The sequence below is a fragment of the Anabaena sp. UHCC 0187 genome (genome assembly GCF_009712035.1).
Taxonomy (GTDB): Bacteria; Cyanobacteriota; Cyanobacteriia; order Cyanobacteriales; family Nostocaceae; genus Dolichospermum.
The window spans coordinates 65,556-92,551 of sequence record NZ_VILB01000006.1; the positions used below are offsets into that span (position 1 = coordinate 65,556).

Genomic DNA, 26,996 nt, shown 5'->3' on the forward strand with positions numbered 1-26,996 from the left:
TTGTCAGTGGTCAGTTGTCAGTGGTTAAGCATATGTACTTAATAGTTGGCTGCTGATTATGGACTTTTACCTTTGACTAATAACTATTTCTATTACAGGCCACGCACAATATGCTGGCCTGTATTTTATTTAAATGATAATTATTTATTCAAAATTAAGTATATTTGTACTATAGAAAGCAACGGACAACTAACAACTGACAACTGACCAGCTTAAAGTTATGGCAAGAGCAATTGAACGGATAGAAAAAGATATTACTGACTTAAAAGAGGCGATTAGTGCGATCGCTCAAGAACTCAATTTAGCCTATACTAAATATATAAATATCTTGGGATCAGCCTTACAAAAACAATTAATTTTAGCTAGTTATTACCTGTGTACCCAAGAATATCCTGATGAATTTCTCAAATTATCACTAAATCAGCGGCAAAAATTACAGCAAGGTATTCGTAAATTAAGTCAACAAGCCGCTAAAGAATTAATTAATTATATTCAACCCCCAGAAGTTACCGAAACAGAAACAGTTGTAGATGCGGAGAAACAAGCGGAGAAAGAAGAGAAAACTGAAGAAGAAAACGAGGAAAACACAGAAAAACTAGAAGAAAAAGAAGAACAACAACAAGAACAACAACAAGAACAACAAGAACAACAACCTAAAGCCTTAGATCCTTCTAACCCCATAGAACTAGTTGAATGGCAACAAGATTTAGAAGAAGAGATTCAAGAAACTTTGCAAAAAGTCTCCCAAGCAGTTAATATTTTAATCCAAAAAACCGGGGTTTTACCTAAAAAACTACCAGAACCCATATTAGCCGCCGCCACCGCTGCTGCTGCTTCCTCAGAAGGTTCTAGTAATATGATACCTAGCCCTCCCAATCTATTAAACTTAGTCATAGAAATTAGTGACGAGGAAGATTCCGAAGATTCTAGCCTGACTCAGATTGTGGCTATTCACCTGCGACTCGGAGAAATAGAATTTGCTGAAACGACACTATTGTCAGAGCGCAAGGGAATTAGTAATATCTTAATGCGACTGAATAAACTAGGACGAGAATATCAAAAAAGGCAACGAGAACTTAAAATTTCTGAAGCTGAAGCTGCTTGGCGTGCCAGTTGGTTTGAAGATTAGTACCTTTTTGAGGAATTAAAAATAGAAGTGATATAGTTGTGACTATCGGTTCTAATGGGGAGCAGCCATTGGACGTGAGGGGGAAAGTCTGGTGCAAATCCGGCGCTGTCCCGCAACTGTGAGCCATAATATGGTGAGTCAGGATGCCCGCCGATAGAAAAGAAAAGAAGACGTTTATATAAATCTGCGAGGTACAGATGATAACTAGAAAAAAACAGGCGTTAGTGAGTCTAACACTGATGGCTGTTATTAGCTTTTATTTAGTAGTTGGTTTTCCCAAACCTGCCTACGCAATGCACATTATGGAAGGTTTTTTACCAGTGCAGTGGGCGATTTTTTGGTGGGTTGTGGCATTACCATTTTTTATTTTAGGGTTGCGGAGTCTGACTCGGATTACCCAAGCTAACCCAGAGTTGAAACTTTTGTTAGGTTTGGCTGGTGCTTTTACTTTTGTCCTGTCAGCGTTAAAAATCCCTTCTGTCACAGGTAGCTGTTCTCACCCCACAGGAACAGGTTTAGGTGCGGTGCTGTTTGGACCCCTGACGATGACAGTTTTGGGTAGCTTAGTATTGTTATTTCAGGCTTTGTTACTGGCACATGGTGGATTAACTACCTTGGGTGCAAATGCTTTTTCAATGGCAATTGCTGGACCATTCGCAGCCTACTGGATCTATAATCTCACCATGCGCCTGAGTGGTAAACAAACAATCGCCATATTTTTAGCCGCAGCATTGGCAGATTTACTCACCTATATTATTACTTCTATCCAACTAGCCTTGGCTTTTCCTGCACCTGTGGGTGGATTTATCGCTTCATTTGCCAAGTTCGCAGGAATTTTTGCAATTACTCAAGTACCCTTAGCAATTAGTGAAGGATTATTAACTGTCTTGGTTTGGAACTGGTTACAATCTTATAATCCTCAAGAATTGGAACTTCTGCAATTAATTAAGGGAAGAAATCACAGTAATGAATCAATCTAAAAAAAGTTTAAATAACTGGTTTTTAATATTAGGCGTTTTAGCTTTAGCAGTTGCACCATTAATCTTTGTGCGTAATGGAAAATTTGGTGGTTCTGATGACAAAGCTAAAGCCGCTATTACAGAAATACAACCTGAATATAAACCTTGGGTTAAATCAATATTTGAACCGGCTAGTGGAGAAATAGCCAGTTTATTATTTGCTTCTCAAGCGGCTTTAGGTGCGGGAGTAGTTGGTTATGCAATTGGTGTATATAAAGGACGTTCCGAACAAAAAAGACGGGAAGAATGACTCTACAATTAGATACCCTAGCTTACACGAATCAACTGCGAAGATTACCGCCAGAACATAAATTGATTTTTGCCTTGACGACTCTGATTATTTCTCTTTGCACTCATCCTTTAGTCCAAATCTTGATAGTAATTTGGATGAGCATTTGGACAGTAATTTATGCAAAAATTCCTGTTGGTGTTTATTGGCGATTGTTAATGTTCACCATAGTTTTTTGTTTAACAAGTTTACCCGCACTCATGGTAAATGGAATTGCAATTGCTAATTTGCCAATCGTCCAATTAGACTCATGGTATGGAATGACTTTTGGACAATTCTATATTTACATTAGTCGTACTGGCAGTATGCAAGCATGGGAAATTTTAACTAGATCATTAGCCTCTGTTTCTTGTTTATATTTTCTCATGTTAACTGTCCCGTTCACAGAAATTTTGCAAACTCTCCGTTACTTGAGATTTCCAGCACTCTTAACCGATTTATTATTACTAATGTATCGGTTTATTTTCATTCTGCTAAAAACAGCTAATGAATTATTGACAGCACAAAAATCTCGTGGTGGCTACCGCAATTGGCATACTAGCATGAAAAGTTTAGCATTATTAATTGGACAATTATTACAGCGAACTTTACAACAATATAGTCAATTTTCTCTAGGACTGCAAGCAAGGGGTTTTAGTGGTGAATTGCGATTTTGGCATCCCCGACGTTATCGTTCATCTCCACGATATACCATTGAAGCAATTTGTGGCTGTGTATTATTAATAGGATTAGAAATTTGCCAAAATGCAGGAATATTTACTTGAATTTGAGCAGGTATATTACACTTATCCAGGTTCAGCAAAGCTAAAGCAATCAGCTTTAAATGGTTTAACCATGAGGATTCCTTCCGGGAAAAAGTGTGCCTTAATTGGTCAAAATGGTTGTGGTAAAACCACACTTTTCTTACTAGCTAACGGACTTTATAAACCAAATTCGGGAATTGTCAGTTGGTGTGGCAAACCATTAATTTATAATCGTCAATATCTCAGTAAAATTCGCAAAAAAGTTGGTTTAGTATTTCAAGATCCAGAACAACAATTAGTAGCTTCTACGGTTGAAGAAGATATTTCTTATGGTTTGTGTAATTTAGGTTTACCCGAAACAGAAATTAAGGATCGAGTAGCACAAGCTTTAATTGAATTTGGACTAACTGATTTAGCAGAAACCCCAGTACATCATTTAAGTTTAGGGCAAAAAAAGCGAGTTTCCATAGCTGATGTCATGGTACTGCAACCGCAACTATTAGTATTAGATGAACCAACTGCATATTTAGATATTAGGCATACTCGAAACTTCATGAAAACCCTCAAGAAAATTCATCAAAATGGCAATACTCTATTAATGGCAACTCACGATTTAGATTTAGTCTATCGCTGGGCAGATTGGGTTTTTGTCATGGATCAAGGAAAATTGATGCTAGAAGGAACACCAGAGGATGTATTTAGCCAGCGCACACTTTTGGAAGAATTAGAATTGGGTGTACCATTAATATATGAGATGTTGTTTAGTGGACTATCTCCTGAAGAGAAAATAATTATAGAAAGATTTATTCAAGTCAAATAAAGACTTACAGTAGTTCTTAACTGACTTGAATAGTAAGTCTATAATCTTACTTGGGTACTCATTTTTGGTTGGTCAAAATAACCATAGACTACCTGAGAAACTTGACGAATAAAATCTTTTGCTCTAGCATCATGATTCGGTCTTCGCACGAAAATCCCTGCTAAATAACGCTTACCTGATGACGTTTCAATGATACCTGCATCTCCTAATATAAACCTAAGTGTTCCTGTTTTGTGCGCTATCTTTGCCCCAGAACCTAAACCAGAAGGTAATAAACTTCTATTCCGACAACCATTCATAATACCTATTACTTGCAATTCACTTGTACTGGAAAGTAACTGATTATTTTCCATCAAAGCTGATAGTTTTACCAAATCTTTGGCACTGGTTTTATTAGTTCCTTTAAAATCTCCTAGACGATTTCGCATGACAGTATTTTGCAATCCCCAACTGCGAAATTTTTGATTTAATTGAGTAATCCCGCCTAAACGATCTATGATCATATTTGTTGCAGTATTATCGCTAATAGTCATCATTCTAGTTGCAGTTTCTAAGAGACTAAACTTACTTCCTACCCGCCCATACTGCATATTTCCAGAGCCACCAACTATATGTTTCCTACCCATTACCAAAGTTTCATCTAATCGAATTTTTCCAGCATCTACTTGCTGAAATAAAGCAATCAAAATCGGATATTTAATTGTACTAGCAGCCGCAAAAGATTTATCTCCATTAATGCTTAAATAATCTCCTGTTTCCAAGTCCATAAAGAAGATCCCAGGAGAGAGAAATTTGTAGCGAGCCATTAATGTTTTAATGGGAGTTTGTAGTTCTGAAATTTCTCTTCCTAAAGGAAATATACCAGGGAAGTTACGAGTATCTGTTGGACTGATATTGCTGACAGAATTTGGGGGAATAAATTTAATTTCTGGCAATTGGACATTTGATTTATTTCGACTCCAGCTAGTTGGGTTTTCAACTTGGTTATGATCGGTATTTGCCTTAACTGGTAAAGAGAATAGCAGAGAAGTCGTGATACTAAATAAGAGTAATGAACGTAGTTTCATGTAGTTTTGTGAGGAGAGGATTGAAATTACTTACAGATATTTTCTAAACAAGTCAATGAAATCAGGATTGATTGATTTGGGAATTTGTTTCAGAAGTCATTTTGGTTAACTTTCTTTTGATAATTCCCAAATTTAGATTCCATAAAATAAATGCCTCTACCGTTCCCTTTATGTAAAACAACATTTATTGTAGGTTGGGTTGACGCAAGGAAACCCAACAAATCTTACTATCTTACCGCCAATGTTGGGTTTGGTCTTCGTACCCTGCGGGAAGCAAGCTACAACCCAACCTACAGAAATTAAATTAATATTCTTTTCCATAAGGGGAGCGGTAGAACCAAACAAATTAGCACTCAAAAATTGTCCGTGTAAGAAAAAAGTCACTTTTAAGACATTTTTGCCAGTAACCAAAATTTCCTTGCCAAACACTATTTGCTGGTCGCATTCCTTCCGCCTATAAAACTTTAATCTGGATAAATTCAGCTATTAATTAGCAACAATTGTTGTTTGATTGCGTCCACTTATTTATTGGGGGAATCTTTGCTAGAATACCTTTTTTTAAAGGTTCTGGACGTTCTGACCAAGGCAATAAACCATCATATTTGGTGTAATACTGGCTTGCACATTCTAGTACCGCAGATGCACTACTGTCTATGGGTAAATCACCAAAGAGATATGTTGATTTTCCTTCCGCTGCAAAAGCAATCACACAGGAATGACTACAAGCACTCATACATTCAACCCCTTGAATACAGAATTGATTGTGCAATTCGCTATCTTGTGCAAGTTCTTGAAGCTGTTGTAGTAGTTGTTCGCCTTTACTTTCACCAACCCGCTTACCGTCTTGCCATTTACCACCACAAGTTGTGCAGACAAATAGACTATGTTTTTGATTGAGCATTGATTTAGAAATGTGTAAGAATCAGTCATAAATGCAGACATGAGAGTCCTTTGCAGTAGGGGTACTGCTAGATATCTAATCGCTATATCTACTTAAAATTTGGAAAAGTCTATGAAAGATAGCAATAAGCATCAGTCATATAAGCTTACCGATTTCGTTGGTACAAGGGTGCAAACAATTAAATTGACTGTTAATTATCTCAGAGCAAGATACTATATGTAGAGATTCTCTGAAGCTAAACTGATTAATTTTGATGGAAATATTCATGAATTTATTTATCTGTACCACGCAGATAGATATAGGTTGTTTTACTTTCGGCGGGCATTCTGACTCAGAGATATAAATCTCATTACAGCTGCGGGACAGCGCTGGATTTACACCAGACTTTCCCCCTTACGTTTAATGGTTATTTTCACTAAAACCGATATGAAGTAGGATATTACCATTCTTTTCGTTTGTTGTCAATGGGAACGGTAGCTTGAATTGTACACTTGTGCCTATTTGTGTCAAACATTTCAAAGCTTAAAACTTTTGGAAGTAATACCATGTAAACAAATATTACTGTATATCCTAAATAGGTATTTAGCCCTTTTGCGTAACTCCCTTAAAGAGTATGGAAATTTTATCTAATACCGTCGCGTTATCACGGTTGCAATTTGCATTTACGGCGATTTTTCACATGATTTGGCCTGTTCTCACTACAGGTATGTCTATTTACTTAATTGTGGTGGAAGGACTCTGGTTAAAAACCAAAAATCCTACTTATTATCATCACGCTCGTTTTTGGTCAAAACTCTATTTACTAAACTTTGGTATCGGAGTTGCATCAGGTTTACCAATGGGTTTTCAGTTTGGGACTAACTGGGCCCCATTATCAGAAGCAGTGGGAGATTTCTTAGGTAGTATTCTGGGATTTGAAGGCTCAATGGCATTTATGCTAGAGGCTTCTTTTTTAGGAATTATGATGTTTGGTTGGGAGCGAGTTCCTCCTGTAATTCACTATTTAGCGACTATTCTTGTGGCTTTTGGGGCGAATCTTTCCACATTCTGGATTTTGGTTGCTAATTCATGGTTTCAAACTCCTAGTGGTGGACAAATGGTGAATGGTAAATTTATTGTTGAAGACTATTTTCAAGCAATTTTAAATCCCTTCATGGTGAATAGTGTTCTCCATATGTTCTTGGCAACTTTGGAGACTTCTTTATTTGTGATTGGTGGCATTAGTGCTTGGTATATTCTCAATAATCGCCATTCAGAATTTTTCAGCAAATCATTTAAAATAGTTTTAGCGATCGCAATTTTTGTTGCTCCCTTACAAGTCTACATTGGTCACGCTAGTGGCGATCAAGTTTATCACTATCAACCCACTAAATTAGCCGCAATAGAATCCCAATGGGAAACAGTCCCGGCTGGTGAATCTGCCAAATGGAATATATTAGCAATTCCCAATAGAAAAGCTGAAAAAAATGATTGGGAAATTTCTGTTCCTAATGGTTTAAGTTACATTTTAGAACTCAAACCAAAACTTTCAGAACCAGTTTTAGGACTCAAGGAATGGAAACCAGAAGACCGTCCACCAATGATTCCTTTGATTTTCTATTCTTTCCGAATCATGGCAGGAATCGGCTTTTTCTTAGTAGGATTAATGTTGTGGAGTATTCTGCAATGGCTCAGAGGTAAACTGAATGCCAATAATATCAATCAGCAAAAATGGTTGTTACGGGCTTGGATTTTAGCTGCACCTTTGGGCTATATTGCGATTGAATCAGGCTGGATTGTTCGCTGTGTGGGACGACAACCTTGGACAGTATATGGACAAATTCGCACGACTGACGCGGCTTCTCATTTACCAGCTGGTGAAGTGTTATTTTCCCTCACAGTTATTGCCCTTCTTTACAGCGTTTTGTTTGTTTGTGCGATGTTTTTTGGTAGCCGTATTATTCGCAAAGGACCAGATTTAACTTTACCAATACCTGGAGGTGAGATAAATACAGTAATTGCCACTGAATCAGTCAGTCATATTCCCGATAGTCGTCCCCTAGAAACGCCACAATAGGAAGAAGTTATATGGAAGCTTTGTTGCACTTTCTACCGCAAGTTTGGTTTGTAATTTTGGGGCTTTTCCTGTTTCTCTATGTGCTTTTAGATGGCTTTGATTTAGGGGTTGGTATCCTCTCTTTAACTTCTTCCGATGAAAAACGTCGTAGTTTATTAATGACCAGTTTAGGTAACGTTTGGGATGCTAACGAAACCTGGTTAGTTTTGATGGCAGGGGCATTATTTGGGGCTTTTCCCCTAGCTTATGGGACAATTCTCAATGCCCTTTATTTGCCTCTTATGGTGATGGTTGTGGGGTTAATTTTACGGGCTGTTGCTTTTGAATTTCGGGAACATTCTGATAATAAAAGTTTCTGGAATCTTGCCTTTGGAATCGGTAGTTTTATTGCTTCTTTATTTCAAGGATTTGCCTTGGGTGGTGTATTAGCAGGAATCAAAGTTGATGTAGCCGGACATTTTATTGGAGGAATGTGGGATTGGTTAAGTTGGCAATCATTATTAACAGCATTAACCCTTGTCCAAGGTTATGTATTGATTGGTTCAACTTATCTGATTCTCAAAACTGAAGGTACATTACAAGAAACTCATTTTCGCACTGCCAAATTAGCAGCTTGGACAACTTTTATTGGCGCAATTTTAATTACCATTACTACGCCAATTGTCTATGAAAATGCTAGAGCTAGGCTATTTCATCAACCAGAAGTTTATATCTTTGCCCTAATTCCTTTATTGGGTATGCTGCTGATTTGGTTGCTGTTAGAAAGTCTAAACAAGAAAGAGGAAGTTGCTTCATTTGTTTACACAGCATTAGTCTTTCTGCTGACATTTATTGGTTTAGGATTTATTGCCTTTCCCTACATTATTCCCCCCACTATTACCATTTATCAAGCGGCATCTTCTGCTACTTCAATGGTGTTCATGATTACGTTCATTGGATTTTTGATTCCGATTATGTTGTTTTACAACATCTACAATTATTTTGTCTTTCGAGGTAAAGTAGTCATTAGTGAAGAGGGAGAATAAATTGGTATTGTAGCAGGAGATAGGTTTATAGCAATTCCCATTCAAGTGAGATACAAGCAGTAAGAATGGAACACAGATAAACACAGATGTTTTTGGACATCATGAGACTAGGAAATGCTATATTTTCCTTCTCTTGTACAAATATTTGAAGCTATTGCTGAAATTAAGTATGAATTTAGGTGTAGAGACGTTCTATAGAAGGTCTCTACAAAGCAGATTTTTGTAACATTTTTAATATTTTTTGCCTTATGCCGTTGTGTATTAGGCTCTCTATTTATTCTCGATTATTGGCAATATCCTCTGGTATGTTAGCCATACTTATGCGGTAAAATATTTCTTTAAGATTATATAGGAATTATAAGTGTCTAATGACAAATGGAATACCCGATTGGATAAGATTACATAAAGCCTTAGCATTTGAGGCTGAAAAAGGCTTTATAGATTTAGTAGGTAAACAATACCGCTTTAGTGAATTTCTGTGTTTGACCTTTGGTAATTTCCCCACAGCTTTACCGCAAAAAGAAAGACTTCGCTGGCATCAAGTAGGCATGAATTTTGCCAATTACCCAAATTTAGAATTACCAGAAAGACAACATTTAATAGCAGAAGTTAGAAGATATCTGAATCAAATTCAGCAAGAACTGGAGACAGAAGAAACCAAAATAAATTACGAATCTAAAAATCAACATCCCACAACTCCTATTGTTGCCGAACTTAGTAAAAGACTAGCACCAACACTAGATAAAGAACTGAGAGATTTACCAGAAATTGGGATTAGAAAATCTGAGAATTTAGGGCGATTAAATTTATATACAGTCCGTGATTTACTGTTTTATTATCCTCGTGATCATATTGATTATGCCCGTCAGGTGAATATTAGTGAGTTGGAAGGAGGAGAAACAGTAACTATCATAGCAACCGTCAAAAGGTTTAATTTTTTCACCAGTCCTAAAAATAAGAAATTATCAATTTTAGAATTAATTTTAAAAGACAATACCGGACAAATTAAAGTTACCCGTTTTTACGCAGGTGCGCGTTTTAGTAGTCGTGGTTGGCAAGAAAGTTTAAAACGCCTCTATCCTGTAGGTAGTATGTTGGCAGCTTGTGGGTTAGTAAAAGGTAGTAAATATGGGTTAACTTTGGATAACCCAGAATTGGAAGTTTTAGCAAATCCAGGGGATACCATTGATTCTCTAACTATTGGGCGAGTTGTTCCCATTTATGCCCTGACTGAAGGGGTAATGGCTAATACAGTCAGACAGGCAATGATGACAGCTTTAACAGCAGCAGTGAATTTAAAAGATCCTTTGCCTAAAGGTTTACGAGAAAAATATGCTTTGATGGAATTGAAAGAAGCAATTCCTAATATTCATTTTCCTAAAGATAGTGACTCTTTAAAAATTGCTCGTCGTCGCTTAGTATTTGATGAATTTTTCTACTTGCAACTGGGCTTATTGCAACGGCAAAAAAAAGCGCGAGAAATTCAAACTAGCGCCATACTTGCACCCACAGGCAAATTATTAGAAGAATTTAACGAAATTCTCCCTTTTCAACTTACCGGCGCACAACAAAGAGTTGTTAACGAAATTCTCACCGATTTACAAAAACCTGTAGCCATGAATCGCTTAGTTCAGGGTGATGTTGGTTCAGGGAAAACCGTTGTTGCTGTTATTGCTATTTTAGCCGCAATTCAATCAGGTTATCAAGCGGCACTAATGGCTCCCACGGAAGTATTAGCAGAACAGCATTATCGGAAGTTAGTTAGTTGGTTTAACTTGTTACATTTGCCTGTGGAATTATTAACAGGTTCGACAAAAATAGCTAAAAGAAGAGAAATTCATTCCCAGCTAGAAACAGGTGAATTACCTTTATTAGTGGGAACTCATGCCCTAATCCAAGATAAAGTTAATTTTCAACGGTTGGGTTTAGTTGTCATAGATGAACAGCATCGTTTTGGAGTCCAACAACGGGCAAAGTTACAGCAAAAAGGTGAACAACCTCATGTTTTAACCATGACAGCTACACCCATTCCCCGCACATTAGCATTAACTGTACATGGGGATTTAGATGTTAGTCAAATTGATGAATTACCACCGGGAAGACAACAAATTAAAACCACAATGTTAAGTGGTCAACAACGTCCCCAAGCTTACGATTTAATCCGTCGAGAAGTTGCCCAAGGTAGACAAGTTTATATAGTTTTGCCTTTGGTAGAGGAATCGGAAAAATTAGATTTACGTTCGGCTGTAGAGGAACATCAAAAGTTACAAGAAAGTATTTTTCCTGATTTTCAAATTGGGTTATTGCATGGACGCATGACTTCAGCCGAAAAAGAAGCAGCAATTCACAAATTCCGCGATAATGAAACTCAAATTATCGTTTCTACCACTGTGATTGAAGTGGGTGTGGATGTTCCTAATGCCACTGTGATGCTGATTGAACACGCGGAAAGATTTGGTTTATCACAATTGCACCAATTACGGGGACGTGTGGGTCGGGGTGCAGCGCAATCTTATTGTTTATTAATGAGTAGTTCTAGAAGTCCGGATGCCCAACAACGCTTAAAGGTGTTGGAACAGTCCCAAGATGGGTTTTTTATCTCGGAAATGGATATGCGGTTTCGCGGTCCTGGGGAAGTGATGGGAACTCGCCAATCAGGTGTAGCAGATTTTACCTTAGCGAGTTTGGTAGAAGATGAGGATATTTTGCTGTTAGCGCGACAAGCAGCGGAAAAGGTGATTGATATGGATGCAAGTTTAGCGCGTTGGCCATTAATGCAGGATGAGTTGAAGTATAGGTATGAGCGGTTAATGGGTGGCGCGATTTTGACATGATTTAGGCAGCATAGGGATTTAACAACAATGCTGCACTATTACAGAATCGAAATAGCAAGTTGGATTAATTACTGTAGTTTCTGAATTCTTTTATTTGCTAATGTCAATAATCGCTGTGACTCTGTGTAGGCAGTAGTCCCTGGTTTGATAGTATTAAGTTGAGTCATAACTCTCTGAATTTCCGATCTAATTTGATTTTTATCAGTTGGTGGAGAAGCAATTAATTGTTCAATTTTAGTATTAGCTTCTTTAAGAATTTCCACTGCATCACTTTCCATTTGGTGACGAGTTTTAATAGTTCCTAAATAGGTTTGATATTGTGCTATTAATTTTTGCGCTTCCACATAGCTGGGTTCACTAACTTCAATTTTTTCTAATTGCTGAATTGCCTTTTCCCACAAATCACCAATTTGTTCCCACTTCTGAGCCGTATGTGGTGGTTTTTGGGAGGCATTCGCAGCAGCTAAAGCATATTGTTTTCCAGCTTCAATTAAAGTCGAACTGCGTTGATCAACAACAGTTGTCTGTTTGACTTGATATGCAGCCATTAATTTTTGTGCGTCCACATAACGGGGATTTTCATTTGGTACTTGTTCAAGTCTCCTAATTGCCTGTTGCCATAAATCTGATGCTGCTTGAGAGTTTTTTGGTTTAACTTTCTGGGCTTCTAAATCAAATTCTTCAGCAGCAGAAATAAAATTACTAACTCGCGCATTTTCAAAATCCCGTTTGTAAGCTGCAAGTTGAGTTTGGGCATTTTGTCCAGCAAAAGTTTGCTGAGAAATTTGATCTAACTTATCTATAGATGTTTGCCAATATGCAATTGCATTTTCTCGATCTTTTGTATTTTTTGCCTGTTGATATTGCTGTTTTGCTGCCAATAGTGACTTTTGTGCTTCATTAAATGGAACTAAAGCATTATTATTCTGGAAAGCTACTGCTTCTAACCGCGCTACTCGCTGACGTGCTTGTTCAAATTCATCAAAAGTAAACTTCCAGGAACAACCAAACAAAGTACAATAACGTTGAGGATAATAACCCAAAAACCAAACTGGTAAATTCTCCAAGTGTTGTTTTGCCTCTTTGACTTTTTCCCCACCCCTTTCAATATCGGCAGTGCTAGTAGCTTTACTAATTAATTGATCTGCCTGTTCTAGAGAATCAATAGCACCTCGGTAGTGACGATCCATACTCATAAAACTGGGTAACAACAGCAATGGCGCTGCTTGGGCTACAGGTTGACGAATCATCGGATAAGGTAAATTCACCACCCACAATATCCCTGCTGTACCCGCTACGAAAATAGCCGCAAATTTGATTTTCCCGAACATAGTCATTTATATCCAATCATTACTATACTTAGTATTCCCAGTAATGCTAATTTAACACGCAGAAAGATTTAGTTGATTACAACTGTATCAATTATGGAGCGTTGTCCATTAATGCAGGATGAGTTGAAGTATAAGTATGAGCGGTTAATGGGTGGAGCGATTTTAACGTAAAATAACTGAGTAAAATCTTAGTTAACGGGAATGGCAATACCTTTTACAGACAAAGAAATGAAGAAAGCTTGGGGTGGAAATCTATCTGCTTCTCAGATAAGTCCTCGTACTAATGCCCATCGTTTACTTTTGTTTTATGCTGTTGAATGTGGTTTGAAAGCAGTTTTGATGGCAAGACAGGAAACAAGACGTACTAATTTATGTAAAGATATTAAGGAATGTGGACATAATATAAATAAATTATTAAGTCTTTTAGGTGCAGGTGGACCTCTAAGCTTACCCTACGAAATATTTATTCAGGAAATATTTGATACACGAAATAATAAAGAGGAGAGGAAATTAAACCCTGGTCAAATTAATGAACTGTGGCGTTATGGAGGAAAAGTTATTGCTATAGTTAATAAAGATGGAAAAGTTAAAGCAAATGATGAAGATATAGAAAATAAACTACTAGAAATATCAAAATGGATTGCAGGAGAACTTGAAAAATTATGAATAAACCAAAATTACTAACGTGGCTTGATATTAGAAGAACTGTTCGCATAAAAACTAATTATGGAACTAATTTACCAGATGGTGTAGTAAAATTTTATTGTTACTCAGATGCTTTAGAAATATATTTTCGGAATAGAGAGAATGCTGTCATTGCCTTAAAAGAATGGTTCAAAGATTGGTATCAGGAAGAAGAGTCTGTTATTCAGTTTGACCTTGGTAATGCTACATTTCCAGTAGAATTTATCTCTGAAGAGGAAACTTACATAACTGATATTGATGTTCGTCCTTTTTGGGAAGAAATTGCTTATTTAGAAAGTGAGTCAGAAACAGAAACTGCAATCAAAAAAATAGTTAAACTTCCAGAACCATATCCAGAAAAACCTAATTTAATAGCTTTTTATTCTTTTAAAGGTGGTGTAGGTAGAACTTTAAATTTATCAGCCCATCTTTTTGCTTTGCTAGATAGAGCTAAAGAGTTAAATAAGTCTATAACCGTGTTAGTTATTGATGCTGATTTAGAAGCACCAGGTCTTACCTATTGGAATGCTTTGGAAAAACAACAACCATCCGTTTCTTTTATTGATTTTTTAGAAGTTTACCACTATTCTCCGATTGGAAGAGAAGAAGCACTTTCATTATTTGCCCGTGAAGTTAAAAAATCAGCTAAACATGAGGGAGAATTAACAATTTATTTCTTACCTGCCTGTCTTAATGATGAACAACTACTAGATACTCCTATTTTACCTGAAAATTTGGTTAGAAGTCCAGATGGAACTTGGGAATATGGCAATGCTATCTATAGTTTAGGTCAAGTTGTTGATGCAGATTATGTTTTCATTGATTTGAGAGCCGGATTGAGTGAAATATCTAGTCCAATAATTTTTGATCCAAGAATTCAGCGGTTTCTAGTTACAACTATTAATGATCAATCTATTAAAGGTACAAGTCTGGTTTTAAAACAAATTGGCAAAATTGCGCCACCAGAAGCACAAGTTAAAGATAAAACATACTATGATCCATCAATAGTAATTAGTATGTTAAAAGAAGAATTTAAAAAATTACCAGTATTTGAGGATGCCTTATTTGAATTAGAATCTGCCTATATCCAACCACAAGAGAATAAATCAGATGCTACAAGTACAAGATTAAAAATAAAAGAAGCTTATTTTGTAGAAGAATTACTTTATATAAATAACTGGGAAGATGCACGCTCTAAATTAAATGCAACTTCAGTTTCAGTAATGAAAATTGCTAAAGAGTGGGCTGAGGGAGAGTTAATCACTATATCCACTGAGGAATCAAGTTTAAGCCCTAGAGAAGAAACAGATAGACTTACAGAAGTTCACCGACTTAAGGATCTGAGTCAGCGTTATGAATATGCTGAAAATGGAGAAGGGGAAGATTTATTAGTAACAGAACCATTAAAAAATTTAGCGACTAATTACAAAGAACAATTACCTTGTGTTGTATCCATTGGAGCTAAGGGTGCAGGTAAAACTTTTAATTATGTTCAGTTGTCAAGGTTTAAGTATTGGGAATCATTTTTAGATAAAATTGACAATACATCAACATCATCAGAATCACAAACTTATATATTTCCTCTGCTGCAAACAGGCAACCTTCTCGATAAAGCTAAGAACGTAACTAATGAAGCTAGAAATAATGTTAGAAAAGCTCTAAGCGAGAATTTACCTGAATTTTCACCTGATGGTTTCAAGACTAAAATTCAAAAAGCTTTATCGAACATAAATTGGGCAGAACCAGAATGGACAGAATTTTGGATCAATGAAATATCAATAGCTATAGGTATTAATGGTGAAAACGGAAATGTTAATAATCTGAGCATAATAAATCGTGAATTAAAAAAGAAAAATTTACGGATAATCTTTCTTTTTGATGGGTTAGAAAATATTTTTCCTGAGATTTCTTATCAGCCACAACAAGAAAGAGCTTTAAGAGCCTTGATTCAAAATGTACCAGGGCAGTTATCTGAAATACGACAATCTAATATTGGTTTAATAATTTTTCTCCGTCGAGACTTTCTCCGTTATACAATTAAACAAGACTTGAAACAGTTTGAAAATCTTTATCGTCCTTACGATTTATCCTGGGATCAAGAGTCTTTTCTAAGGCTTGTTTATTGGATTTGTAGTAAAGCACAGTTAATAGGCGCAAATCAAAATATTATTGGCAGTTTAAGCAAAAAAAATATTATCGAAGAATTACAGAAGTTATGGGGTAAAAAAATTGGTGCAGATAACTCGAATGAAGCCTACACACATTCTTGGATATTTGCTGCATTAACAGATTTTAATAACAGACTGCAAGCAAGAGATGTTGTCCGTCTTTTATACCATGCGGCTGATATAACAATAGAGAATTCTCAAGAATCACAATTTGTAAAGTGGTTTGCAAATAGACTTTTACCCCCTCAAGCTATCCGTCGAGCAATTGAGCCATGTAGTAGAAAAAAAGTAGATGAAGCCAAAGAAGAATATCCCACATTTGGAAAATGGGTTGATGAAACTCTTTATCAGTTTACGCCAGAACAAAAGAAAATTCCTTTTGCTGTCGAAGAGTTAGGTATGGATCAGCCAACAGTGAGGATGTTAGAAGAAATGGGGGTGATTTACGAAGATACAGGAAAACAAGATACTGCACGTTTTTATATGCCTGAAATATTCCGTGAAGGTCTAGGATTTTCTCTAGCTCGTGGAGCGCGTCCTCGTGTAATGGTACTAAAACGTAAAGCACTAGAGAAAGGAATTATGTAATTTTTTAAATTTTGTCAATCTTGATTTAACTCAACTGATTCCGAAACTTACTAACACTAATACTCAACAACACCACAGCAAAACCAAGTAATGCTAAAACATGAATCCACAGCACATCTAAACCAACTCCTTTGAGTAAAATACCTCGCACAATTGTGATGTAATGACGCAAAGGATTTAATAAAGATAGAACTTGGAAAAAAGGAGGCATAGCTTCAATGGGAGAAATTGCCCCAGATGTCTGCACCATTGGTAAATTAATAAAGAAAGATGTGAGTAATACTTGCTGTTGAGAACGGCAAATAGTGGCTAACATAATTCCTAAACTAATTCCTACAAATACATACATACTTGATAGGGAAATAAACAATAAGAAACTACCACGAAATGGTAAATTAAATACCACAATTCCCAAGGTTAAAGCTAACATGACATCTCCTATTAGCAAGAAAACCAAAGGGACAATTTTTGATAACAATATTTGCCAATTTTCGGCTGGAGTCATTAACAATTGTTCCAAAGTTCCTGTATCTTTCTCGCGCACAACAGTAACTGCGGAAACTAATGTACCAATTAATGTTAAAACTAAACCCATGACTCCCGGTACAAAAAACCAACTACTTATAAGTCCAGGATTATAAAGAAATACGACTTGAGATGATACGGGAGGACTTCGTGTACCTTGTTCCAAACTCAGATTATATTGTTGGACAATTTGATTCATATAATTAGCAGCAATACCCGCTGTATTGGCATTCACTGCATCAATAAAAACTTGAATTTCTGCGGTTTTTTGTGCCAATTTACGGGGGAAATCAGGGGGAATTATTACCCCTACATCTAACTTTCCTTCTTCTACTTGTTGACTTAAATCTTTTTCGCTAGTTGGTACAGATTCTAGGGTAAAAATTCGATTTGAAGTCATTGCCGAAATTAGTTCTCTACTATCAGCAACATTAGCATAATCAATCACACCCAATTTCAAATTGTGGACATCAGGATTAAGTGCAAATCCATAAAGTAATAATTGGACTGTTGGTGGAACTATCAACAAAACAATTAATTGTTTATTTCGTAAAATTTGATTAATTTCTTTTCGCACTAATGCCCAAAATGGATTATCAAATAATTGAAGAATAAATTTCATAAAAATTACTAATCACTAATTTGCATTTTACTTAAAATTCGACGCGAGACATTAAAAAATATCAAACCTAAAATTGTCAGCATGAGGAAATCAAACCAAACTCCTGGCCACCCCGCACCCCGCAGAAAAGCATCACGAGTAATATTAATGTAATAACGGGCAGGAACTACGTTAGTTACAAGTGAAAGGGGAAAAGGAATATTGTTGAGAGGATAAATAAAACCAGATAATAATAAAGAGGTAATAAACCCAACTAGAGAAATAATTTGCACAGCAGAATTTTGATTATTACTACGTACCCCAACCAGCAAACCAAACATTACACTATCTATCAAAAATATTAAAGTTCCCAATAATAAAGTAATAGGGTTATTAACCAAGCCGACTTGAAAAATAATTGTCCCTAATCCTATCACAACTAATGCTTCTGTAATCGCAATTAATAGATAAGCCATACCTTTACCTAATAACAATTCTGTGGCACTAATGCTAGAAGCATAAACTTGTAAAATTGTCCCTTTTTCTTTTTCTCTTACCATAGCAATTGCTGTTAGTAAAGATGGAAAAATCCACAATATTACACCATACACTCCCGGAACAATATATAGAGATTCTAATCGTCCAGGGTTAAACCATAAACGGATTCTAGCTGTAACTCTTTTATTAGCTGGTAAAAGTCCTTCTTCCTGCATAAAGAAATTGGTAACTCTTTGAATACTACCTCTAATTACACGGGCATTATTAACATCTGTGGCATCAATTAAAACTTGCAATGTGGTAGGTTTATTAGCTTTAATATCTCGACTAAATTGAGGAGGAACAATTACCGCTACTTTGGCAATACCTCTATCAATAGCATCTCTTGCTGGGTTTCCTCCTGACCATTCTTTAGGGATAAATTGATTGGTGGCATATAATTTTTCAATATAGCTATTACTCAAGTTTGTATGGTCAAAATCCTGGACAACTAAGGGAATATTTTGACTTTCTAATCTGGTAGCAAAACCAAAAATTAACAATGTCATAAATGGCAATAAAAATGCTAATGCTAATGTTAATTTATCACGTCTAAATTGAGCTAGTTCTTTAATGCACTGGGAAATAATTCTTTTCATTATTAGTTGTGATTATAGTATTTTTTTAAACGATAGCGAAGCGTGGCGTTAGCCATACCGCAGAGACGCAGAGGGCGCAGAGGTGAAGAAAGAAGAGATATTTATATCAGTTATTTATCAATTGTCAATTATCTATTCTTTGCACTATACCAATAAAAGCATCTTCTAAGGAAAAAGGAATAGGACGGAGAGATTCAACCATGAAGTTTGCCGATTTTAAAAGCTGCATTACTTGGGAAATTTCTGTTTCTGGGTTGTCGAGAACTATATGTAAACTATTCGCAAAAATGGAAACTCTCCAAGAATCAAATTGTTGTTTTAATAGTTTAGAAGCCGCTTGATTTTGATTAACAATTATTTCTATCAGTTGTCCTGGTTGGGAAGATTTAATATAACTGGGTGAACCTTCAGCAGCGATTTCTCCAGCTACCATAAAACTCATCCGGTTACATTGTTCCGCTTCTTCTAAATAATGGGTTGTGACTAAAATTGCTGTGCCATTCCGCGCAAAATCATTGATTAGTTTCCAAAATTGACGACGCGCTAAAGGATCTACTCCCGATGTTGGTTCGTCTAAAAACAAAATATCTGGTTCGTGCATAACTGAAGCACCAAAAGCAACTCGTTGTTTCCAACCTCCTGGTAATTGTCCCGTCAGCATATTTTCTTGTCCTTCTAACCCACAGGTAGATATTACCCAATCAATCTTTTCGCGTCTAAGTTTGCGGGGAACGCTGTAAACACCACTATAAAATTCTAGGTTTTGCAGAATTGTTAAATCGTCATAAAGTGTGAATTTTTGACTCATATAACCAATACGTTTTCTTAATTTGGCACTTCGTAAATTTCCGGTTTCTCCACCTAAAGAAATTTCTCCTCCACTAGCTGCTAATAAGCCACATAACATTTTAATTGTAGTGGTTTTTCCTGCGCCATTTGCCCCTAAAAGCCCGAATATTTCACCATAACGCACTTCCACATTTACACTTTTAACTGCTTGAAATTTACCAAATACACGGTTGAGATTATTCGCATAAATAGCAATTTGAGAGGAAGAAGGTGACAGTGTAGAAGAATTTTCTATTATTTCTCTTTTTTCTCTCTTCCCTTCTTTTCTATTCCCTCTGTCACCTGTAACCTTTTCCCTGTCACCTTCTTCCCTATTTCCCCCACGAGAACGGGGAAATTGTAAAAATGGTGGTGCAGAACCTTGTTGTCGCAGACGGGTAACAAAAACATTTTCTAATGTAGGTTCACCATGTTCAATATGGGGATGTTGTTGTTTGAGTAATTCATTTACTTGGTTTTCACCCATAGTTATATCTTCAACTAAAACATCCAAGCGATCGCCAAAAGTTTGCACATCAACTATATTTGTATGTAAATTCTGCAAAAGAATTTTCTCGCTGAGTTCCAGATTTGCAGTTTTTACCTCTAACCGATGTAAACCTAAATTGGCTCGTAAAGCCGCTGGAGTGCCAATTTCATGAATTTGACCACTATACATTAACGCCACCCGATGACATCGTTCAGCCTCATCTAGATAGGGTGTGGCTACCACAATTGTCATTCCTTCCGCTGATAATTCCGCTAACACATCCCAAAATTCTCGCCGGGAAACTGGATCAACTCCCGTAGTCGGTTCATCTAATAGTAAAACTTCCGGTTGGGAAACCAAAGCACAACATAAAGCCAGCTTTTGTTTCATCCCCCCTGATAATTCACCTGCCAAGCGTGAACCAAATCGTTCTAAACTCATTAATGTGAGATATTTATTTCTGCGTTCCCATAACAAATCATCATCAACTTGTCTTAAACCTCCGGCATAACGCAAATTTTCATCAATACTCAAATCCAAATATAGAGAAAATTGTTGTGTTAAATAGCCCGTCATTAACCGCGCATCTCGTGCAGGTTGACCAAATATCAAAACTTCCCCCGCAGTCGCTTCCATCACCCCACCTAAAATGTGAAAGCTAGTAGTTTTACCCGCACCATCAGGACCAATTAACCCAAACATTTCCCCCTTATTAACAGTGAAATTAATTCCTCGAACTGCGGCTAACTTACCATAATGTTTATGTAAATTACTAACCTTAATAGCCTCTGTTTGCGAATTGGTAATTAGTGATTGGTAATTGGTGATTGGTAATTGGTAATTAGTCATTATTAACTCTCCCTATGACTTATGCAGAAATTATCTTAAACTCTTATTCCTCACTGACCTCTGCGTCCTCTGCGGTATGCCTGACGGCACGCTGCGCGAACGTTTCTCTTCCCAAAACTTAACTTTTACCTATTTCCTGTAACCTAATTTCCGCATCTGCCGGCATTCCAATTTTAGCGCAGGGTAAATCTGATTCCTTATAGGGATTTTCAGGATTAAAACAACCTTGAGGATTTTCCACTTGAATGCGAACTCCTACTACTTGTCTCACCCGATCTTTTTGGAAATAAATATTTTCTGGTGTAAAAGAAGCTTGAGGATCAATCGAAATAACTTTACCATTTAGCGGTTTTTTCGGTGCAGAATCTAGAAAGATTTTAGTAGTTTGTCCTAATCGGACTTTGCCAATATCACCTTCAGGAATAAACCCCCGGAGATATATATTTTTGGGATCAACTATGGTTAAAATCTTAGTTTGATTATTAACTACTGCACCAGGTTCAACAGTGCGGACGGTTATTACCCCGTCTAAAGGACTAATAACATTTAAATCTTTTTTTGAGTCTTCTATTTGGGTGAGAATTTGCTGTTTTGATGCTAAGGCATCTCTGACTTTACCATGAGCCGATCTGACTTTAGCCTGGGCAGATTGCATTTGAGCAAAACTCTGGTCTTTTTTTCTGTTTAATGCTTCTAATTGGGCGTTGCGAATACCAGGATTGAAGCCTGTGGTTTTGACTTGGGTAAATGCCCCTTGGATAGCATTTAATTGTTCTCGTGCCGCATTTATCGCTGCTTTTCGCGCTTCTAATGTGGCTATGGCTGTATCTAATGTAGTCTGTGCTTGGTCAAATTGCTGTTGATTAATAGCACCTTCTTTGATAAGCTGGCCATAGCGGTCGCGGTTTATTCTCGCTAATTTTACTTCTGCCTCTGTTTGCTTAACTTGGGCTTGTGTTTGCAATAATTGAGCCTTAGCAGCCGCTACGTTAGATTTTGCCTGTTGAATTCGTCCTTGGGTATCCCCTTCAGACTGCTGTAAATTCAGTTTTGCTTCACTAATTTGACTATTAACTTGTTCAATTTCACTTTGTACTCTATCCACATCTGCAATTGTCTGCTGTTCATCAGATTGTGCAGATGTTATCCGTGCCTCAGTTCCTCGTAATTGTTCTTGTAACAGTTGATCATTACTGTCATCTAACTTAATTAATTCTTGTCCTTTTTTGACATAAGCCCCTTCACGGACAGCAATTGACTCAATTCGTCCTGAACGCTTAATCCCAATTTCGGTTTCATAACCCTCAATCCTGCCACTGAGTTTCAGTATATCTACTGCTCCTTGTAGTTGATTTTGCCACAGGAAATAGCCAATACCACCTCCTACAACTAACAACCCCAAGAACAAAGGAATTGGTTTTTTACGCTTTTGCTGCTTAGATGGTTTCCCAGGAACATTAGTAAAACTATCTGACGATGTTGGCGCAATTTGAGACATAGTAGCATCCTAAATTATCAATCTCTATTTTAAGATCAATACTAGACAGTCTAGTATGATATTGCTAGAAATATGCAAAAAATTTACCTCTAAAATCTATGTCGAAAACTTCTGCTTCTCAAGCTTCTCAATCTGAAAGATTATTTTCCCTACCTGCTGTCACTCAAAAACAAGAGCAAATCTTACAAGGGGCTATGCGGGTATTCTTGAGAGATGGTTATGCTGGAACTAGTATGGATCGGGTGAGTGCAGAAGCGGGAGTTTCTAAGCAAACTATATATAGTCACTTTCAAGATAAAGAAGGACTGTTTAAAGCATTAATAGAACGAGTAACAATTGCTAATTTTAGTAGTATATTTTGTGCAGAAGAATTGCATGGTGAACCAGCAATTTTACTACGAGAAGTGGCGGAAACTTATTTAATAAAAGTGGCTGAAAATCCTGATTATTTGGCACTATTCCGGGTCATTATTAGCGAGTCGCAGCGTTTCCCAGAATTAGTAAAACTTTATACTCAAACTGTAATCCAGCGTGGTCGGCTGATGCTAAGTCAATATTTTGTGCTTCACCCAGAATTGGGGATTACTGACCCAGAAGCAACGGCGCAAATATTTTTTGGTTCGCTGGTGGGTTATATGATGGTACAAGAAATGCTGTATGGCAAAGAAATAATGCCTTTATCACGCGATCGCATTTTAGACAGCTTAATGAATTTGATACTTGCTAATACAGAAAAATAGGTAAGAGGTAAGAGGCAAGAATTTTTACCCATTACCTATTACCTATTCTTTACCTGTAAGTAAACCTAACTTTTGATGAGTAGGGTTAACAAGAAGGTTCACGATGGGCTGTTTTTAACTTGGGTTTAGGGCTACCGCCACCGCTACTACGTCTTTCGTCATTGCCTCTACCTTCTTTTGACCAAGAGGAACGGCCACCGCGACCACCACCAGAACTGCGTTCCCGTTCTCCACCATCACCGCGTTTGTTAATTCTGGGCTTGGGAGTTGGGCTTTCGTCTACAGGCAGATCTACACCAGAGATTAACCAAGCAGGACGGGTTTGATCGTAAGCGATTTGTAAAGCAGCCGCAGCGATCGCATGAGCATCATATTCCTCAATCATTTCGCTGATAATCGGTAAGAAGGAAGCTAACCGTTCCCCAGTTAAAGCTTCAGCAACTTGTCCTCTTAACTTCTGAATATGTTGGGCTTCAATCTGTGCCTTGGTAGGAATAGAGAGAATTTGCCAAGTTTGACGGTTATGGCGTTCAAATGCTTGTTGTTTGCGGCGTTCAAAGGATTGAACTAAAGAAATTGCAGTTCCTTCTTTCCCAGCCCGACCAGTCCGACCAATCCGGTGAACATAGGTTTCTACGCTATCGGGTAAATCAAAGTTGATTACGTGGGAAAGTTGGTCAACATCCAAACCACGGGCGGCAATGTCAGTAGCTACTACCCAACGAACTTGACGGTTACGGAAACGGATTAATAGGCGTTCCCGTGCTTGTTGGGACAAGTCACCATGATATTCATCCACACTATGACCAGCAGATTGCAATTGACTGGTTAATTCTGCGGCTGTGCGCCGGGTGCGAACAAAGATTAAAGCTGTTTCTGGATCTTCCATTTCCAGAATTGGTTGTAAAGCTTTAGCTTTTGTCCAATGACGGGGAATCATGTAAGCCACTTGATTGATTTTATTCGGTGCGGCTTTGGGTTGTTCAACGGTGACAGTCACCGGTGAGTTCAAAAATTTATTTACCAACATCCGAATTGATGGTGGCATTGTTGCTGAAAATAATGCTGTTTGCCGTTCATTGGGGGCTTGGGAAAGAATTCTTTCCACATCGTCAATGAAGCCCATGCTTAACATTTCATCAGCTTCATCTAAGACAAACCATTTCACTTGATCCAGCTTCAAGTTACCACGATCTAGTAAATCTATGACCCGTCCTGGTGTGCCGACGACGATTTGCGCTCCCCGTCTGAGTTGCATAATTTGACGGTCAATTGATTGACCACCGTAAATAGCCGCCGCTTTCAAGTAACTGTTACCAATAAATTGGGAAACAGCAGCATGAACTTGAATTGCTAATTCACGAGTTGGGGTTAAGACAATTGCTTGTACAGCTTTGAGGCTAGGATCTAGCCGTTCTAGAATTGGTAAAGAAAAAGCTGCGGTTTTACCTGTTCCTGTCTGAGATTGACCAACTACATCCCGACCATTTAATAGTTGAGGAATTGCTTGGGTTTGGATATTTGTAGGTGCAGAAAAGCCCATGCTTTCTAATAGTTCAGCCCGTTCTTGGGAAATGCCTAATTCTTGAAATGATAAATTCATTAACGCTCCTAGATTTGATTGTAAATTTTGAACTTGTCAGCCGATACTTATTTGTAAATTAAGTCTTATACAACAGCAGATAGCAGATGGGAAGATAATCTATCACTATTGATAACTTGACCATAGAGGTCATAGGCATCGGCACTTTGAATTGCTACTTTGACGATGGTTCCTAGCCTAGCCTCTCCTTTAACATAGACTTGACCATCAACTTCGGGAGAAAATCTACCAGAACGACCGATTAATTCTCCACCTTCGGGATTTTCTTGCTCAATCAGGACATCAACTATTTTGCCGACTTCCTTTTGATTGTTCTCGAAAGAAATTGGCTGTTGTAATTCCATCAGTTGATCACGGCGTGCCGTCATTACTTCTGGAGCAATTTGATTAGGTAGATTGTAGGCAGGAGTCCCTTCTTCTGGTGAGAAGGTAAAAACACCAACATGATCAAATTTATGTCGTTTTACAAACTCTAATAAATGTTGAAAATGCTCCTGTGTTTCTCCAGGAAAACCAACTATAAATGTGGTTCTTAGCACTGCTGATGGTAGGGCGATTTTCAGCCGTTCCATAATCCCATCATTAATCTGTCCTTGCCAAGGACGATTCATAGCCCGGAGAATTTCTGGATGGGAATGTTGTAGAGGCAAATCCAAATATGGCAAAACGTTGGGAGTTTCTTGGATGGCCGCAATCACATCCGGTGTTAATCCGGTGGGATAGGCGTAGTGCATCCTAATCCAAGGTATATCTACTTTTCCTAAGGCCCGCAGCAATTCAGCTAGTTTTGGTTTCCCATAAATATCTAAGCCGTAATTGGTGGTGATTTGGGAAATGAGAATTATTTCTTTGACACCTTGACTTGCCAGTTGTTGGGCTTCGGCAACTATTGATTCAATGGTACGCGATCGCTGATTTCCTCGCAAATGGGGAATAATGCAAAATGCACACCGATAATCACAGCCTTCTGCCACTCGTAGGTAAGCTACGCCTTCAGTGGTTGTCCGATAACGGGGTGTGGTTTCGTCGGCTATATAAGTGGGTTCAGCAGTAATTTCTTTAACTCGCTCTCCCCGCTCTGCTCGCTCGATCACATCAACGATTTTGTGATAATCGCCTGTTCCCACTACCGCTACTGCTTCTGGCAATTCTTCCAATAATTGTTCTTGAAAGTGTTGCGCCATACAGCCAGTAATGACGATTTTTTTATTGGCTTCCGCTAGTTCTACTAGGGTTTTTACTGATTCCTGTCGAGCCGCTTCAATAAAACTACAGGTATTGACAATTACGTAATCTGCTAATTCTTCGTTACTATCTACACCATAGCCTGCATTTACTAGCAGCCCTAGCATATGTTCTGTATCAATTCGATTTTTCTCGCAGCCCAGGTGAGAAATGGCAATCGTTGGCTTTTCACCCATATTTTCAATAAATGTTCCGTTTTTCCTTGTTAATTAACATTCAAGCATTGGGTCGGGAATATGCAAACACCAAAAGATAGCAGGAAAATGAAGCGGGTTTTACTCCTAACTCCTGACTCCTGACTCGGTGACTCCTGACATAATTTCCGCCCAACTACCCGCTACTAATTACCAGATTTAACCTATATAACTAGCAACTTTAACTAGTAAAAGCCAAATTACGACCTTCATCTATCGTGTTGATAGGGGTCATGCTATGATACTCCTACTAATTTGTTTCCCAGGGTAATCTTAAGTGTCTTTGGGTAAGTCTGACACTCATAATATTTTTAACAATTCGCTTAATGGTATTTTGCATTACCGCAGCGTGGGCGTTGTTAATTTACCCATTGGGAAGCCGACCAAGAGGTCTGTTGTGAGAAGCCGCTACCCAACTGGGGAAATCGCACTGGCGACTACGCCTATCAAGCAGTAATGCTACTCCGACATTCAGAATTAAATGGCGGGAAGCTGCCTTGCATCTTTTGAGTGGCAAACTCCTCTTGTCATCAGATTCTATCTTAACATATCTTATGGAAGGTTTACAGCTAATTTCCATCTTGAGGAGGAGGCAGCAACCTGACCATAAAAAATCTGCTTAAGACTTAAGCT

The 26,996-nt window shown here is 37.6% G+C and carries 20 protein-coding genes and 2 riboswitches; of the genes, 11 read left to right on the top strand and 9 right to left on the bottom strand.

The window, feature by feature from the left end; all coding sequences use genetic code 11:
* The first annotated feature begins 220 nt into the window (after nt 1–220).
* From FJR11_RS05970 to FJR11_RS05990, 5 genes are all read left to right on the top strand, one after another.
* On the top strand, nt 221–1,129 hold the full coding sequence (locus tag FJR11_RS05970; RefSeq protein ID WP_168502792.1) for a hypothetical protein: 909 nt from the start codon (nt 221–223) through the stop codon (nt 1,127–1,129).
* A gap of 29 nt (nt 1,130–1,158) precedes the next feature.
* Nucleotides 1,159–1,299: riboswitch (cobalamin riboswitch) on the top strand.
* Between the two features lie 27 nt (nt 1,300–1,326).
* Complete coding sequence (locus tag FJR11_RS05975) at nt 1,327–2,109, top strand: energy-coupling factor ABC transporter permease (protein WP_168502793.1); 783 nt, start codon at nt 1,327–1,329, stop codon at nt 2,107–2,109.
* Nucleotides 2,096–2,398: an energy-coupling factor ABC transporter substrate-binding protein gene (locus FJR11_RS05980; protein ID WP_168502794.1), complete on the top strand. Its 303-nt coding sequence runs from the start codon at nt 2,096–2,098 to the stop codon at nt 2,396–2,398. The genes FJR11_RS05975 and FJR11_RS05980 overlap by 14 nt, the downstream gene beginning before the upstream one ends.
* Entirely contained in the window at nt 2,395–3,201 is an 807-nt protein-coding gene (cbiQ, locus tag FJR11_RS05985) for a cobalt ECF transporter T component CbiQ (RefSeq protein ID WP_168502795.1), read from the top strand. The genes FJR11_RS05980 and cbiQ overlap by 4 nt, the downstream gene beginning before the upstream one ends.
* Nucleotides 3,182–4,000, top strand: a complete 819-nt coding sequence (locus FJR11_RS05990; protein ID WP_168502796.1) for an energy-coupling factor ABC transporter ATP-binding protein — start codon at nt 3,182–3,184, stop codon at nt 3,998–4,000. Before cbiQ ends, FJR11_RS05990 begins: the two co-directional genes overlap by 20 nt.
* A 38-nt stretch (nt 4,001–4,038) precedes the next feature.
* On the opposite strand, the gene FJR11_RS05995 is transcribed toward FJR11_RS05990, so the two are convergent.
* Both FJR11_RS05995 and FJR11_RS06000 read right to left on the bottom strand, forming a co-directional pair.
* Nucleotides 4,039–5,067 (bottom strand): serine hydrolase, encoded by a 1,029-nt coding sequence (locus FJR11_RS05995; protein WP_168502797.1) that lies wholly within the window; start codon nt 5,065–5,067, stop codon nt 4,039–4,041.
* A gap of 490 nt (nt 5,068–5,557) precedes the next feature.
* Nucleotides 5,558–5,968: a DUF1636 family protein gene (locus FJR11_RS06000; RefSeq protein ID WP_168502798.1), complete on the bottom strand. Its 411-nt coding sequence runs from the start codon at nt 5,966–5,968 to the stop codon at nt 5,558–5,560.
* Nucleotides 5,969–6,266: 298 nt separating this feature from the next.
* Nucleotides 6,267–6,409, bottom strand: a riboswitch (cobalamin riboswitch).
* 172 nt (nt 6,410–6,581) lie between these two features.
* Here FJR11_RS06000 and FJR11_RS06005 point away from each other — a divergent pair.
* The 3 genes from FJR11_RS06005 to recG all read left to right on the top strand — a co-directional run bounded on the left by FJR11_RS06005 (nt 6,582) and on the right by recG (nt 11,883).
* A complete protein-coding gene (locus tag FJR11_RS06005) occupies nt 6,582–8,024 on the top strand; it encodes a cytochrome ubiquinol oxidase subunit I (protein WP_168502799.1) in 1,443 nt (480 codons plus the stop codon).
* Nucleotides 8,025–8,035: 11 nt separating this feature from the next.
* Entirely contained in the window at nt 8,036–9,049 is a 1,014-nt protein-coding gene (gene cydB / locus FJR11_RS06010; protein WP_168502800.1) for a cytochrome d ubiquinol oxidase subunit II, read from the top strand.
* Nucleotides 9,050–9,417: 368 nt separating this feature from the next.
* Nucleotides 9,418–11,883 carry an ATP-dependent DNA helicase RecG gene (gene recG / locus FJR11_RS06015; protein WP_168502801.1) on the top strand — a complete coding sequence of 822 codons (2,466 nt, stop codon included), beginning with the start codon at nt 9,418–9,420 and terminating at the stop codon, nt 11,881–11,883.
* 68 nt (nt 11,884–11,951) lie between these two features.
* Here recG and FJR11_RS06020 read toward each other — a convergent pair whose 3' ends face one another.
* On the bottom strand, nt 11,952–13,214 hold the full coding sequence (locus FJR11_RS06020; RefSeq protein ID WP_168502802.1) for a hypothetical protein: 1,263 nt from the start codon (nt 13,212–13,214) through the stop codon (nt 11,952–11,954).
* 201 nt (nt 13,215–13,415) lie between these two features.
* Between FJR11_RS06020 and FJR11_RS06025 the strand changes: the two genes are divergently transcribed.
* Complete coding sequence (locus FJR11_RS06025; RefSeq protein WP_168502803.1) at nt 13,416–13,880, top strand: hypothetical protein; 465 nt, start codon at nt 13,416–13,418, stop codon at nt 13,878–13,880.
* On the top strand, nt 13,877–16,654 hold the full coding sequence (locus tag FJR11_RS06030; protein WP_168502804.1) for a ParA family protein: 2,778 nt from the start codon (nt 13,877–13,879) through the stop codon (nt 16,652–16,654). The genes FJR11_RS06025 and FJR11_RS06030 overlap by 4 nt, the downstream gene beginning before the upstream one ends.
* Nucleotides 16,655–16,679: 25 nt before the next feature.
* On the opposite strand, the gene FJR11_RS06035 is transcribed toward FJR11_RS06030, so the two are convergent.
* The 4 genes from FJR11_RS06035 to FJR11_RS06050 all read right to left on the bottom strand — a co-directional run bounded on the left by FJR11_RS06035 (nt 16,680) and on the right by FJR11_RS06050 (nt 22,581).
* Nucleotides 16,680–17,801 carry an ABC transporter permease gene (locus tag FJR11_RS06035; protein ID WP_168502805.1) on the bottom strand — a complete coding sequence of 374 codons (1,122 nt, stop codon included), beginning with the start codon at nt 17,799–17,801 and terminating at the stop codon, nt 16,680–16,682.
* A gap of 8 nt (nt 17,802–17,809) precedes the next feature.
* On the bottom strand, nt 17,810–18,916 hold the full coding sequence (locus FJR11_RS06040) for an ABC transporter permease (protein WP_168502806.1): 1,107 nt from the start codon (nt 18,914–18,916) through the stop codon (nt 17,810–17,812).
* A gap of 124 nt (nt 18,917–19,040) precedes the next feature.
* A complete protein-coding gene (locus tag FJR11_RS06045) occupies nt 19,041–21,083 on the bottom strand; it encodes an ATP-binding cassette domain-containing protein (RefSeq protein WP_168502807.1) in 2,043 nt (680 codons plus the stop codon).
* A gap of 118 nt (nt 21,084–21,201) precedes the next feature.
* Entirely contained in the window at nt 21,202–22,581 is a 1,380-nt protein-coding gene (locus tag FJR11_RS06050) for an HlyD family secretion protein (RefSeq protein ID WP_168502808.1), read from the bottom strand.
* A 98-nt stretch (nt 22,582–22,679) separates the two neighbouring features.
* Between FJR11_RS06050 and FJR11_RS06055 the strand changes: the two genes are divergently transcribed.
* Nucleotides 22,680–23,321 (top strand): TetR/AcrR family transcriptional regulator, encoded by a 642-nt coding sequence (locus FJR11_RS06055; RefSeq protein WP_168502809.1) that lies wholly within the window; start codon nt 22,680–22,682, stop codon nt 23,319–23,321.
* Between the two features lie 85 nt (nt 23,322–23,406).
* Here the strand turns inward: FJR11_RS06055 and FJR11_RS06060 are convergent, their stop codons facing one another.
* Together FJR11_RS06060 and rimO are read right to left on the bottom strand one after the other, a co-directional pair.
* A complete protein-coding gene (locus FJR11_RS06060; protein ID WP_168502810.1) occupies nt 23,407–24,924 on the bottom strand; it encodes a DEAD/DEAH box helicase in 1,518 nt (505 codons plus the stop codon).
* Nucleotides 24,925–24,989: 65 nt separating this feature from the next.
* Entirely contained in the window at nt 24,990–26,345 is a 1,356-nt protein-coding gene (gene rimO, locus FJR11_RS06065; RefSeq protein ID WP_168502811.1) for a 30S ribosomal protein S12 methylthiotransferase RimO, read from the bottom strand.
* Between the last annotated feature and the right edge of the window lie 651 nt (nt 26,346–26,996).

Coding starts and splice junctions, on each gene's coding strand:
- rimO (WP_168502811.1), bottom strand. CDS start 26,345: ATGGGTGAAAAGCCAACGATTGCCATTTCTCACCTGGGCTGCGAGAAA.
- FJR11_RS05980 (WP_168502794.1), top strand. CDS start 2,096: ATGAATCAATCTAAAAAAAGTTTAAATAACTGGTTTTTAATATTAGGC.
- FJR11_RS06000 (WP_168502798.1), bottom strand. CDS start 5,968: ATGCTCAATCAAAAACATAGTCTATTTGTCTGCACAACTTGTGGTGGT.
- FJR11_RS06045 (WP_168502807.1), bottom strand. CDS start 21,083: ATGACTAATTACCAATTACCAATCACCAATTACCAATCACTAATTACC.
- FJR11_RS06060 (WP_168502810.1), bottom strand. CDS start 24,924: ATGAATTTATCATTTCAAGAATTAGGCATTTCCCAAGAACGGGCTGAA.
- FJR11_RS06020 (WP_168502802.1), bottom strand. CDS start 13,214: ATGTTCGGGAAAATCAAATTTGCGGCTATTTTCGTAGCGGGTACAGCA.
- recG (WP_168502801.1), top strand. CDS start 9,418: ATGACAAATGGAATACCCGATTGGATAAGATTACATAAAGCCTTAGCA.
- FJR11_RS06050 (WP_168502808.1), bottom strand. CDS start 22,581: ATGTCTCAAATTGCGCCAACATCGTCAGATAGTTTTACTAATGTTCCT.
- FJR11_RS06040 (WP_168502806.1), bottom strand. CDS start 18,916: ATGAAAAGAATTATTTCCCAGTGCATTAAAGAACTAGCTCAATTTAGA.
- FJR11_RS05975 (WP_168502793.1), top strand. CDS start 1,327: ATGATAACTAGAAAAAAACAGGCGTTAGTGAGTCTAACACTGATGGCT.
- FJR11_RS05995 (WP_168502797.1), bottom strand. CDS start 5,067: ATGAAACTACGTTCATTACTCTTATTTAGTATCACGACTTCTCTGCTA.
- FJR11_RS06025 (WP_168502803.1), top strand. CDS start 13,416: ATGGCAATACCTTTTACAGACAAAGAAATGAAGAAAGCTTGGGGTGGA.
- cydB (WP_168502800.1), top strand. CDS start 8,036: ATGGAAGCTTTGTTGCACTTTCTACCGCAAGTTTGGTTTGTAATTTTG.
- FJR11_RS06005 (WP_168502799.1), top strand. CDS start 6,582: ATGGAAATTTTATCTAATACCGTCGCGTTATCACGGTTGCAATTTGCA.
- FJR11_RS06055 (WP_168502809.1), top strand. CDS start 22,680: ATGTCGAAAACTTCTGCTTCTCAAGCTTCTCAATCTGAAAGATTATTT.
- FJR11_RS05970 (WP_168502792.1), top strand. CDS start 221: ATGGCAAGAGCAATTGAACGGATAGAAAAAGATATTACTGACTTAAAA.
- FJR11_RS05990 (WP_168502796.1), top strand. CDS start 3,182: ATGCAGGAATATTTACTTGAATTTGAGCAGGTATATTACACTTATCCA.
- FJR11_RS06035 (WP_168502805.1), bottom strand. CDS start 17,801: ATGAAATTTATTCTTCAATTATTTGATAATCCATTTTGGGCATTAGTG.
- cbiQ (WP_168502795.1), top strand. CDS start 2,395: ATGACTCTACAATTAGATACCCTAGCTTACACGAATCAACTGCGAAGA.
- FJR11_RS06030 (WP_168502804.1), top strand. CDS start 13,877: ATGAATAAACCAAAATTACTAACGTGGCTTGATATTAGAAGAACTGTT.